The organism is Pseudoduganella ginsengisoli (assembly GCF_009720865.1).
In the GTDB taxonomy this organism is placed as follows: Bacteria; Pseudomonadota; Gammaproteobacteria; order Burkholderiales; family Burkholderiaceae_D; genus Rugamonas; species Rugamonas ginsengisoli.
Map to the genome: position 1 here is coordinate 242,110 of NZ_WNLA01000002.1, position 12,211 is coordinate 254,320.

Below are 12,211 nucleotides of genomic sequence, written 5' to 3' on the forward strand. Positions count from 1 at the left end.
CGGTTGCAGCGGATTACCAGAATTTATAGCTGGCGGACAGGGCGAACTGGCGGCCAAACAGATTCTGGCTGTGGTTGTAGCCTTCCCAGCCGTTCGGGTCATAGTAAGGGCGCTTGTTGAAGATATTCTTCACGTTCAGGCCCACATCCAGATGCTTGACTGGCTTCCACGTCACGCCCAGGTTGACGGTGGTGTACGACGGCGCACCATCGCACGATTCTTTCGGCATATCGACACCGGCTGCCATGCAGGTACCCGGCGCATTGTCCGTATCCCATGGGCCATATGCCCACTTGGTCGGACCGGAATAGTTGACGAACACGCTGGTGACGAAGTCCTGGTAACTCCAGTCCGCGTTCAGCGTGGCGCGCAGGCGCGGCGAATCATAGTAGCCCACGTAATTGCCCGAGAAGCCATCGCCATCTTCCCCGTTATACGTTTCGCGCTTGCGGATGGTGGCGGCAATGCCGGTACCGAGCTTGCCCCAGCCGCCCAGCGAAAAGCGGGTGCGCGCATCGATATCGAAGCCATCGATCAAGGTGCGGCCGCGGTTCGAATAGGAATTGATCAAGCCGCCCAGGTTACCGACCGAGTATTTCGGCACACCGCCTGCGCACGCCGCGGCATTGGCAGGGTTGGCGCACATGGCGGCAACGGCCGCCATATTTGCGCGGTCCGCATCGGTCAGCGCGCTGCGCATCGCTTGCGCAGTGCCCGACAGGCCCGGACCATATTTTTCCACCAATTGCGTGAACAGCTGGTTGAAGTCCTGGCGCACGATTTCATTTCGGCGGTAGACGAACCAGTAGTCCAGCGAAATACTGACGTCGCGGGCCGGCTGCAGCACGATACCGGCCGTGGAAATCTTGGCTTTTTCCGGCTGCAGTTGCGGGTTCGGCGGCGTCAAGCCACCCACCGTGGTCGAGCAATTGGAATTGAGCAGCGATTTGCCCAGGTCCACGTCCGTCTTCGTGACGGACTTCATCAGCATGCGGGCAATCGCATTGGTTTCATCGCAGCGCACCGTATCGCGGATGCCGCCCACTTGCGCAAACACGCCGCCGCTGCCCGATTCCGCCAGGTTCGGCGCACGGAAGCCTTCCGAATACGTACCGCGCACCATCAATTCAGGATGGGCGCGCCATTGCACGCCGATTTTCGGCGCCAGGTTGGCGGAGAAATGTGGATACTTGTCGAGACGCGCTGCCGCGTTGACTTCCAGCTTGTCCGTGACCGGCACCACGACTTCACCAAACACCGATGCGATCGTCCGCTTGCCATCGAACCACGAACCGCCCTGCTGCGTAATCAAGCCATTGGCCGCATCGGCATTGCCCGGCGTTTCAAAGCTTTCACGCATCAGGTTCGCGCCAAATGCCGCGCGCACTTCACGGTCGCCCAGATTGAACAGCGTGCCTTCGACCTTGCCGTCCCACGTCATCAGCTTGGTCCACGACTGGATGTCAAACGTCGGATACGCTTCGCGCAGCAGCGCCGCATTGGCATCGCTGATCACGCCGAATTTATAGGCCGGATTGTCTGAAATGTAGGTGCGGCCCGTGACGGGATCCTTGGTGAATGGACCAAACGCTTTTTCAAAGCCCTTCGTGTTGACGTTAATGGTCTGGTACAGCACCGAGTGGCTGCCCGCCACGGTGAACGCCGTTTCAAAGTCCCAGCCGCTGAACATGCCGCCCAGGCTGCCGCGCGCACCAGCCATTACACGGTAGTTATCGTCCGTGTTTTTCTGGCCGAAGTGGCCCACCGCATCCTGCAGCAGGTAATTCAAGCCTGCCGCGCCACCCATGATGCCGGCCATGTCGGCATCGAGCTTGCCCTTCAGGTACACGTTGTTCGGACCCAGGTATGGGTAGCTGAACGTATTGAGTTTGGTACCCGTATTGCGCGAGAACCAGTTGTTCGTCGTGCCGCTGTTGAAACTGCGCGGGCCGTTTTCGCCGCGCAGCTTGATGTGTGTCAGCGCCGCTTCCGCAAAGCCTTCCACGTCGGCGCCCAGCTTGACCCTGCCACTGAGGAATGCCGTGGCACGGTCGGACGTCGGGCCCGTATCGAGCGCATATGGCAGGTTATTCCAGACGCAGCGCGTGCCGGAATCTTCCGTCACCTTGTTCTGGCAGCCTGCCACGGCGCGCTGCGTGCGGGCATTGTTCTTCAGTGGGTCAAATACAAAGAAGGTGCCTGGATTGAGCACACCCGGTTCGCTGCCGGTGCCGATGCGGAGGTTGGAGATGAAGTTCGGGTTGTTGACATAAAAATAGTCGGGGCGTTTCAGGTACGTGTCCTCCAGCGCAATGCGGTCGCGCTGGTACACGTTCAGCGACGCATACACGTTATAGCCATCGGCATTCAAGTCGCCCATGCCATAAATCACGCTGGCCTGGCGCTCGCCATACGATTTCACGCTGGACGACGAATCATTCGATGCGCGCGCCTCCAGGCCCTGGTAGCTTTTCTTGGTAATCACGTTGATGACGCCGGCCACCGCATCGGAGCCATACACGGCGGATGCGCCGTCCGTCAGCACTTCCATGCGTTCGATGGCGGCAGCGGGAATCGCGTCAATGTTGACGAACATGGTCTGGAAGCCGGACGGCGCGCCGTAAAACGACAGGCGGCGGCCATTGAGCAACACCAGCGTCGCTTGCGCGCCCAGGCCGCGCAAGTTCGCTTGCGAACCGCCGTCGGAACCCGTGAACATCGAGCGGAAGTCTTGCTGCGCCGGACGGGCTGCAGGCAGGTTGTCCAGTACCTGCAGCAAGGTGCGGGCGCCCATGTTTTCAATTTGCTTGGCGTCGATCACTTGCACAGGCGACGCGGTTTCCGCATTGATGCGCTTCAGGCTGGAACCCGTGATTTCCACCCGTACCAGCTTGTCGTCTTTAACCGCAGCCTGGTCCGCCCCTTCCGCTGCCCGCGCGCCGGTTGCCAGGCTTGAAGCCAGTCCTGCCGCCGCCAGTGCGGCGATCATTTTTTTGATTTGCATGTGCGTCTCCTTTGTGGTCGTGAGGATGCACGCTCCCCTCCCCCGTCTGGCGAGGGAAGCGGTGCTCGTAATGCGTGGGTTATGTCAGACAAGGGTGCCGGGCCTTCAGGCCGGGCATCCTCATCTAAGTAAGGTGTCAGCGCAGTGTTACCGCGGCGCCTTCTGCGCCGATCAGCATGGCGTTGGCCCAGTTGCCGCAGACGCTGGCGGGCTGTCTGCCCTGTGCGCCAACGGTACGCAAGCTCAGTTGCGCAAGGCCGCGGATATCGAGTTCCGGCTTGACGACGGCGGGCGCCGTGACCAGGCCACTGTCGTACAGCAGCCGGTCACCGCTCCACACCTGGAATTGCAGGCCCCCGGCGTCCCGGCAGCTGTCGTCCACGCCGAGGTCGGCGCGCAGCAAGTTCCAGTTCCCGGCCAGCTGCAGGTCGATGCGGCCCGCCGGTCCCATGCCAAGGCCCTTGTGGAACCTCAGTCCATTCATGCGCATTTCTGCGCTGTTCTTTGACGCCGGCCTGTCGCGGCCCGGCGCTTTCGCGGGCAGCAGGTCCGACAGGTTGCGCTGCTGTTCTTCGCCTTCCTTGACGGGATGCTCCAGGATGCGGAATTCCGACAGCGTAATCGGCGGCACGTCTTTGGCCGCGGCGGCATCGAATGCCTTGGCCTTGTTGCCCTGCGCTGCCGTCACCATCGGATCGATGGCATCCGCGCCATCGCCATCCGGGTTATGCACGGACAGCACGCGGAAGCGCAGCAGGCGGCCGATAGCCGGCGCGAAGGCGATGGTTTGTTTGCCCTGCTCCAGCTTCAGGCGCCCCGTGTGCACCGGCTTGCCCCAGTCGCCATTGCTGTCGGCCATATAAATTTCATAGTCGCGCACCTGGCCATATTTCCAGTTGGCGTCCGTACGCGGCGCGATTTCAATGCCGTCGATCAGGCGGCGTTCCGTGAAGCCGATCGTCCATTCGTGCGGGCCGCTCTTGATGGCCTGGCTGCGCACCGTGCGGAACCACGTGCCCGGTTTGCCATCGAAGGCGTTTTCCAGCGGATGGCCGGGTTCTTCAAACGGGCGCGACACGACGACCATCGCATCGGCAGGCAGTGCGCGGCCCAGTTCGGGCGCAGCAGGGAATTCGCCGTCGGCGCGCGCCACAGCCACCTGGCCCCGCACGGCAATGCGCAAAGGCTGGCGGATATCCTGTGCGGCGGTTTTCACCAGCACGGTGCCGCCCCGTTCCTGCGCATCGAAATACCAGCCTTCCGCAGCCGCATCGCAGGCTGCGCGATCGGCCAGCGCCGGCAGCACGCGTCCGCCGGCTTCCACCACGGCGGGACGGCTGGCCGCCAGCATGCGCAGCGCATAGCCGCGCCGCGCCAGCTGCCCATCGTAGCTGCCCGCCACCGGACCGATGTCCACCAGGACCGAACCATTGGACGTGGCCATCGTAAAACGCTGCTGGCTGAACGCACCCTGCTGGTAGCGGCGCGTATTGCCATCGTCTTCATACATGGTGAACGCTGACGAACCATCGTGCGTTTGCGGATACACGTCCAGCGTCACCACGTCTTTCGGCTTTTCACCGTCATACAGCGCTTCCGGATACATCGGCAAGATGGCGCCGGCGCGCACCAATACCGGCAGCTTGTCCAATGTCACCTGCATGTCGATATCGCGGCCCTGCTGCCCCGCCGTGACCTGGCGGCCATCCCAGTAGTCAAACCACTGCCCCTGCGGCACGTGGATGCCCTTGCGCCAGCCCTGCGTCACGGCCTGGCTGCGGTAGACGGGCGCCACCAGCATGTCGCGGCCCAGCAGGTACTGGTATTTATGGGTTTCCAGCAGTGCGGACGGATCGTCCGGATAATCCCACATCAAGCCCCGCACCAGCGGCGCACCGCTTTGTTCCGCTTCGCGGGCCAGCGTGTACATATATGGCGTCAGGCGCAGCTTGAGTTTCAGGTAGCGGCGGTTGATGGCGCGGTACGGTTCATCGAACCACCATGGATGCTTGCGTGCCGATTGAGACCAGCCGGACATCCCCATCAGCACCGGCGTAAAACTCTTCCACTGCAAGTCCCGCACATAGGTTTCCGGGCTGCCGCCAAAGATCGCATCGACGTCGCCGGTCGCATACGCCTGGCCGGACAAGCCGGACCCGATCAAGGTCGGGATATGCCAGCGGATGTAATCCCAGCTGGCGCTCTGGTCGCCCGTCCATGCCACGGCATAGCGCTGCGTGCCGGCCCAGCCCATTACGGTCCAGATAAACGGGCGGCTGTCCGAGTTGTTCAAAATGCCGTCGTAGGCGGCCTTGTTCGCATCCAGCGAAAACTGGTAGCCCTTGCCTGTCCATGCCACGTCCAGCTTTTGCACGCGTGTGCCGGCCTGGCCCACTTCCCACGCAATCTTGTCGACGCCGTTTTCCGTCCACAAGCCGGTGCGGAAACCATAGTTAGCCAAGCCCTTGACGGTTTCCGGCAGCGACGTGTAGCCGCAGCCATAGCCGTCATTCGGCAAAATCCACCCGCCCGGCATGTCGTGTTCGCGGTACTTGCGGGCCACGGATTCAATCACGTCCGGCGTCTTGCCGGTCGGGCCATCGCTCCAGCCGGCCGGCACTGTGCCGGGCTTTTTAATATTGTCGCCATCGTTATAGCAATCCGCATCGCCATATTCCAGCGCCCAGCGCGGCAGCAGTTGCGCGCGGCCGGTCCATTCCGTATAGCGGGCCAGCACGTCGTGGATGTCCTTGCCGACGAAATAGTAGGCGTCAAAACGCTTTTCCGCGTGCTGCAGCGAACTTTGTTCCTGCTGGCGCAAGTCATAAACGCCATCGGACCACGTATTGCGCAGCATGCCCCACCCTTTGGAACTCATCAGGAATGGCGCGGGGCTGGGCCGGTCGCCCTCTTCCCAGCCGCCTGAATACGACACGTGCAGCTGGCGGCCCTTGAATTCAAACCGGCCATTTTGCTGGCCGCCGCCATAAAAGCGCTCCACGCGGCTGCTGGACAGGGTTTGCACGCTCTGCGCTTCGCCTTTGCCTGACGCCAGTTCCAGCGGCTGCACTTCCCGCCACAATGGCTCGCTTTCGCCTGCGCGGTACAGCGTGAACCGCAGCGGCTTGCGCTCGACGCGCAAACGCAGCGCCGTGGTGGTGAATTCCACATGGCTGCTGTCTTCACTGACGTTGACATCCACTTGCGCATCCGCCTTGCCCACGACGATGGCGGCGGCCTGGTCGCCCGCGCCGGTCAATTGGGCCGGCTTGCCGTCCACCTTAGGCGCAGCCCAGATGCGCACGATGTCGGCGCGGGGCAATTCAATGCGGACAATGGCGCCGCTGTCGGTGGCGATATCCCACGCGCCGGCTTTCACTGGCTGGACACTGCGCAAGTTGCCGACGGGCGCCGCCAGCAGCGGCACAGCGGCAACAGTCAGCAGGGACAACAAGCCGCTGGCAGCGGCGCGGCGATAAGCTTGTTTGCGTTTCATGGCATGCTGGCAATGTGAATCGATGCACGCACTTTAGAAAGAAAAGCAAGCATCGTCAACAAAAAGAAAGGAAAACTGAGAATTTATGCGTTGAAAATGCTTTTTCACCGCATTTTTCTTTCGATTTCGGAGTTTTATACATGTTTTACTTTCGATTTCGTGGTTAAACTCCGACATCAACGGGGTGAAACCCAGGCATCCCGGCGGTAGAAAGTAAAAGGAAATCACGCAATATCTTTCGATTTACTTTCGTTATTGACTTTTGAAAAGCAGAACCTTATGCTTTAACGCAATCGCCACTTTTATTTTCTTTCGATGACTTTACTTCTGCAACGCGGCCGGCAAAGCTGGTCCGATATTGGCGGCCTTGCCACCGCTGAGGAAATCGCACAGCAGCCCGCCGTCTGGCGCGCGCTGGCCACCAGCCTGCAGGCGGAATTGCCCCGCGTCGCAGCCTTCCTTGGCGACAGCCTGCGCAATCCCGCCCAGCGCGTGATCCTCACGGGCGCGGGCAGTTCCGCCTATGCGGGTGAAATCATTGCCGATACGCTCGATGCCGCATGGCCTGCCCGTGTGCGCGCCGTACCGACCACCAGCCTGCTGACACATGCGGAACTCTATCTGGATCCCGCCGCGCCGACCCTGCTGGTATCGTTTGCCCGCAGCGGCGACAGCCCGGAAAGCGTGGCTGCCGTCGAACTGCTGCGCGCCACCGTGCCTGGCGCCCGGTTCCTGCACGTGACGTGCAATGCCGATGGCGCGCTGGCGAAGCAGGCGGACGGCGATGCCAATGTCTGCACCCTGCTGATGCCGCCAGCCAGCTGCGACCGGGGCTTTGCCATGACCAGCAGTTTTACATCGATGGTGCTGGCGGCGCTGTGCGCGCTGTCGCCGCAGCCCGCCGCGCAGAAGGTACGTGCGCTGGCCTCGATGGCGGAACAGGGGCTGGCCGCATGGGCGGCGCCGGTGGCAGAACTGGCCGCCCGGCGCGTCGACCGCGTTGTCTACCTGGGCGCGGGTCCGCTGGAAGCGCTGGCCAGGGAAGCCGCGCTGAAAATCCTCGAACTGACGGCCGGCCAGGTGCAGGCCATGGCCAATACCCCGCTGGGCTTCCGCCATGGCCCGAAGGCCGCCGTCAACGGCAACACGCTGGTGGTGCTATTCCATAGCGCGAACGCGCTGGCACGCCGCTATGACGCGGACTTGCTGGCGGAATTGCGCCGCGACGGCATTGCCGCCCGCTGCCTGACTGTCGGCTTTGACGCCGATATCGGCCTGCCACTTGCTGAAGGCTTGACCGATGCGTGGCTGGCGCCCCTGTGGCTGCTGATGGCTCAGCAATATGCGCTGCACCAGTCCGCGCTGCTGGGACTGCGGCCCGACAACCCCTTCGCCGGCGGCACGGTCAACCGTGTCGTGCAGGGCGTGACGATATACAAAAGCCATGAATGACCACACGCACCGCGCATGGCACGGCATTGATATCGGCGGCACCAAGATCGAATTGGTGACGTATGCCGAACAGGGTGGCCAATTGCACGAGCGGCACCGGGAACGGATTGCCACGCCAGGCCACAATTTCAGTGAATTCATGAGCGCGATTGCCGCGCTGGTGGCGCGCGCCGATACCGCATTGGGTGAAGGCAAGCCTGTGCGTGCGGCAGCCGGCGTCGGCCTGCCCGGCATTATCGACAGCGCCAGCGGACGGCAGGTCAGTTCCAATGTCCCCGCGCTGAACGGCCGCCTGGTGGCGCAAGCCATGCAGGAAGCGCTGCAGCGCCCTGTCACCATCGGCAATGACTGCCAGTGCTTCGCGCTGTCGGAAGCGCAGGGCGGCGCGGCGGACGGCTTGCCCACCATGTTCGGCGCCATTCTTGGCACCGGTGCGGGTGGCGGCTATTGCGTCGAAGGCCGTTTGCAGCGGGGCTTTAACGGCATTGCCGGAGAATGGGGCCACTGGACCATTCCCGCGCCGCTGCTGGCGCGCCATGGTTTGCCGGTGTATGACTGCCCATGCGGCAAACAGGGCTGCCTGGAGCGCTATGTGTCCGGCCCAGCCATGAGCCGGCTGCATGCGCACTTCGGCGGCGACGGCGCGCAGCCGCTGGCCATTGCCGCACGCGCCCATGGCGCCGGTGCGCCGGAAGCGGCCGTGCATACGGAAGCCGTGCACCTGGATTTGCTGGGCCATGCGTTGGCGAACCTGGTGCTGTCTTACGATCCGCACGCCATCGTGCTGGGTGGCGGCTTGTCGAATTTGCCGCACCTGTACCGCGATTTGCCGGCTGCCGTACGGCGCCATTTATTCCGGGGCGTGCAAGTGCCTCCTATCCTGCCGCCCCGCTTTGGCGACGCGGGCGGTGCGCGCGGCGCGGCGCTGCTGGCGCGCCAGCAAACCATGACTTCAATCTTTTAAATGATGAACGAGACTGAAAATTTGTCCCCGGTACAGCACATCGTCAAGGCGCACCGCAGCGGCGGCGCCGTCGGCCTGTACAGCGTGTGCTGCAGCCATCCGGTGGTGCTGCGCGCCGCCATGCGCACGGCGCTGGCCTACGATACCGTGCTGCTGGTGGAAGCGACGTCAAACCAGGTCGACCAGTTTGGCGGCTATACGGGCATGACGCCGCCGCAATTCCGCGATTACGTGCATGGCCTGGCCCGTGAACTGGACTTCCCCGCCGCGCGCCTGGTGCTGGGCGGCGACCACCTGGGACCGAATGCGTGGCAGCAGCTCGATGCCGGCGCCGCGATGGCCAACGCGGAAGTCTTGATTGCCGCCTATGCGGCAGCGGGCTTCCACAAAATCCACCTCGATTGCAGCATGCGCTGCGCGGATGACCCGCCGGTGCTGCCCGATGAAACCGTGGCGGAGCGCTCCGCGCGCCTGTGCGTGGTGGCGGAAAAGGCTGCCGCCGATGCCGGCTTGCCGCCGCCCGTGTATGTCATCGGGACCGAAGTGCCGGTGCCGGGCGGCGAGGCATCGCTGGCACAGGCGCTGGCCGTGACGGCGCCCGCTGCCGCGCGCAATACGCTGGACGTGCACCGGCGCGCCTTTTACGGCGCGGCATTGCACGATGCGTGGCGCCGCGTGATTGCCATGGTGGTGCAGCCCGGCGTGGACTTCGACCACAGCGCGATCCAGCATTACGATGCGGCGCAGGCGGCCAGCCTGTCCGACTTCGTCGCGGGCCAGCCCGGCCTTGTCTTTGAAGCGCACTCCACCGACTACCAGCGTGAAACAGCGCTGCACGAAATGGTGCGCGACCACTTTGCCATCCTCAAGGTGGGCCCGGCCGCCACGTTTGCGCTGCGCGAAGGCTACTATGCGCTGGAACAGATTGAAAGTGAACTGGTGCCAAAGGCGCAGTGCTCCAACCTGATGCGCACGCTGGAAGACACGATGCTGGACAAGCCGCAGCACTGGCGCAAGCACTATCACGGCAATGGCGTCGAACAGCGCCTGCTGCGCCGCTATGCGCTGTCCGACCGCTGCCGCTATTACTGGGGCGAACCGGACGTGGTGCACGCCGTGGCGCGCCTGATGGCCAACCTGGAAAGCGTGGCGATCCCTTTGCCGCTGCTGTCGCAGCATTTGCCGGAACAGTACCTCGAAGTGCTGCAGGGCCAGCTGGACAACCGTCCGGCAAGCTTGCTGGAGCATAAGGTGGGCCGCGTCCTCGCGCAATATGCGCGGGCGTGCAACCGCAACCAGGCTGGCGCCACTGCGGAACCGTCACCGGCAAGTGCTGGCGCAACGGCGGCAATCTGTTAAGCTGCCGTTTTTCAGCCCACAGCCTACTGAGTCCAACCATGCGTAATACCAGCCAACGCCGCGAAGCGATCCTGCAAATCCTGGCCCGCCAGGGTTCGGTGCAAGTCACGGATATGGTCGAACAATTCGGCGTTTCCGCCGTGACGATCCGCAGCGATTTGACGGCGCTGGAATCGCAAGGGCTGGTCACGCGCAGCCATGGCGGTGCGCTGCTGGCGCGCACGCCGCCTCCGGAACACAGCATCCGCCAGAAGGATGCGATCAACCACGAGCAAAAGGAGCGCATCGGTGCGCTGGCGGCCAGCCTGGTGCAGCCGGGCGACAATATCGTCATCGACTCCGGCACCACGACGATTTCGCTGGCGCGCCATTTGCGCAATGCGGACAGCGTGACGGTTGCCACCAATGGCTTGAACATCGCGTGGGAATTGCAGGATGCGCCCGGCGTGGACTTGATCTTGACGGGCGGTTTGCTGCACAAGAAATCGCTGTCGATCCAGGGCAGCCAGGCGGAATCGTGCCTGCAGGCTTACAGTTTCGACAAGCTGTTCCTGGGCGTCGATGGCTTCGACCTGCAATTCGGCGTCACCACGCACCATGAAGCGGAAGCGAGCCTGAACCACAAGATGGTGGAACGCTCCCGCAAAGTCATCGTCCTCACGGACGCTTCCAAGTTCGGGCGCGTCAGCCTGCACCGCATCGTGCAGCTGGACCGCGTCCATACCGTCATCACCGATGCCGCCATCAGCCCCGAGTACCGCGAGGGCCTGCAGCGGCTGGGCATCGAATTACTTATAGCGGAATAGAGCGTCGTGTCGAACCTGATAACGGGCAGAATCCTTACTCCATCCGGCTGGATCAATGGCGCCATGACTTTTGACCAGCGCATCGGCTCCATCGGATATGACTCTGGCGCCAGCGGCGCGCTGACTATCCTGCCCGGGTTCATTGACTTGCACGTGCACGGCGCGGCCGGCACTGACATCATGGAAGGCGGCGACGCCGGCGCGGTCGTGGCCCGCACCCACGCGCGGCATGGCACCACGTCCCTGCTGGGCACTACGCTGACGGCGCGCGAGCCGGCCATCCGGCGCGCACTGTCAGGATTGGCAGGCGTGATTGCCGAACGTCCCGTGGGCGGGGCCCGCATGCTGGGCGTGCACCTGGAAGGCCCGTTTTTGAATATCCACCGTCTCGGTGCGCAGCCGCCGGACGTGGTGGTGGCCAGCCTCGCGCAAATCCAGGCGTTGAACGCGATCGCGCCGATCCGCGTGTTGACGATGGCGCCGGAAGTGCCGGGCCACCTGGAATTGATCCCCGCGTTGCGCGATATGGGCATCCGCGTGCAGATCGGCCACAGCGCGGGCACGTATGACGATGGCGTGGCGGCCTTGAATGCGGGCGCCACGGGCTTTACCCATTTATATAACGGCATGACGGGCACGGGGCACCACGATCCGGGCATGGCCGCTGCCGCGCTGGCGCATGCCGAATATGCGGAAATCATCCCGGACTTGCAGCACGTGCAGCCAGGCGCCATCCGCGCCGCCCTGCGCGCGATACCCCGCCTGTATGGCGTGACGGATGCGACGTCGGCTACCGGCATGCCGGATGGCGAATATGCGCTGGGCACGCAGCGCGTCTTCAAATGCCAGGGCTGCGTGCGGCTGGCAACGGGGTCGCTGGCCGGCAGCGTGCTGACGATGGACCAGGCCCTGCGCAATTTCGTGGGGCTGGGATTGGACCTGGCCGATGCGTCGAACCGCCTGTCGCGCTATCCGGCCGATTACCTGGGCGAAACGCAACGGGGACGCCTGGAACCCGGCGCCTGGGCCGACATCGTCGTGCTGGACCAGGATCTGCGCCCCGTCGCAGTCTACGTAGAAGGCCAGGCCATCCCAATACCCGCAACGCCAGCTCCGTAGGGCGGATTCCA

Annotated in this window: 7 protein-coding genes; 5 read left to right on the forward strand and 2 right to left on the reverse strand. The window is 63.4% G+C overall.

Features of this window, described 5'->3' with window-relative positions:
• Nucleotides 1-13: 13 nt before the first annotated feature.
• Together GM668_RS05760 and GM668_RS05765 are read right to left on the reverse strand one after the other, a co-directional pair.
• Complete coding sequence (locus tag GM668_RS05760) at nucleotides 14-3,004, reverse strand: TonB-dependent receptor domain-containing protein (protein WP_155437979.1); 2,991 nt, start codon at nucleotides 3,002-3,004, stop codon at nucleotides 14-16.
• Between the two features lie 136 nt (nucleotides 3,005-3,140).
• The gene (locus tag GM668_RS05765; RefSeq protein ID WP_155437980.1) at nucleotides 3,141-6,500 is read right to left on the reverse strand and encodes a TIM-barrel domain-containing protein; all 3,360 of its coding nucleotides are present in this window, start codon (nucleotides 6,498-6,500) and stop codon (nucleotides 3,141-3,143) included.
• Nucleotides 6,501-6,815: 315 nt separating this feature from the next.
• On the opposite strand from GM668_RS05765, the gene GM668_RS05770 reads away from it, so the two are divergent.
• The 5 genes from GM668_RS05770 to GM668_RS05790 are packed head-to-tail and all read left to right on the forward strand — an operon-like array spanning nucleotide 6,816 to nucleotide 12,200.
• Nucleotides 6,816-7,952, forward strand: a complete 1,137-nt coding sequence (locus GM668_RS05770) for an SIS domain-containing protein (RefSeq protein ID WP_155437981.1) — start codon at nucleotides 6,816-6,818, stop codon at nucleotides 7,950-7,952.
• Nucleotides 7,945-8,916 carry an ROK family protein gene (locus GM668_RS05775; protein WP_155437982.1) on the forward strand — a complete coding sequence of 324 codons (972 nt, stop codon included), beginning with the start codon at nucleotides 7,945-7,947 and terminating at the stop codon, nucleotides 8,914-8,916. Before GM668_RS05770 ends, GM668_RS05775 begins: the two co-directional genes overlap by 8 nt.
• Entirely contained in the window at nucleotides 8,917-10,275 is a 1,359-nt protein-coding gene (locus GM668_RS05780; RefSeq protein WP_371868640.1) for a D-tagatose-bisphosphate aldolase, class II, non-catalytic subunit, read from the forward strand.
• Nucleotides 10,276-10,313: 38 nt separating this feature from the next.
• Entirely contained in the window at nucleotides 10,314-11,081 is a 768-nt protein-coding gene (locus GM668_RS05785) for a DeoR family transcriptional regulator (protein WP_155437983.1), read from the forward strand.
• 15 nt (nucleotides 11,082-11,096) lie between these two features.
• The gene (locus GM668_RS05790; RefSeq protein ID WP_155438146.1) at nucleotides 11,097-12,200 is read left to right on the forward strand and encodes an N-acetylglucosamine-6-phosphate deacetylase; all 1,104 of its coding nucleotides are present in this window, start codon (nucleotides 11,097-11,099) and stop codon (nucleotides 12,198-12,200) included.
• Nucleotides 12,201-12,211 lie beyond the last annotated feature (11 nt).

Bases quoted from the DNA above. Each gene is read 5' to 3' on its own strand.
- GM668_RS05780 (WP_371868640.1), top strand. From the start codon at position 8,917: ATGATGAACGAGACTGAAAATTTGTCCCCGGTACAGCACATCGTCAAG.
- GM668_RS05785 (WP_155437983.1), top strand. From the start codon at position 10,314: ATGCGTAATACCAGCCAACGCCGCGAAGCGATCCTGCAAATCCTGGCC.
- GM668_RS05770 (WP_155437981.1), top strand. From the start codon at position 6,816: ATGACTTTACTTCTGCAACGCGGCCGGCAAAGCTGGTCCGATATTGGC.
- GM668_RS05760 (WP_155437979.1), bottom strand. From the start codon at position 3,004: ATGCAAATCAAAAAAATGATCGCCGCACTGGCGGCGGCAGGACTGGCT.
- GM668_RS05765 (WP_155437980.1), bottom strand. From the start codon at position 6,500: ATGAAACGCAAACAAGCTTATCGCCGCGCCGCTGCCAGCGGCTTGTTG.
- GM668_RS05775 (WP_155437982.1), top strand. From the start codon at position 7,945: ATGAATGACCACACGCACCGCGCATGGCACGGCATTGATATCGGCGGC.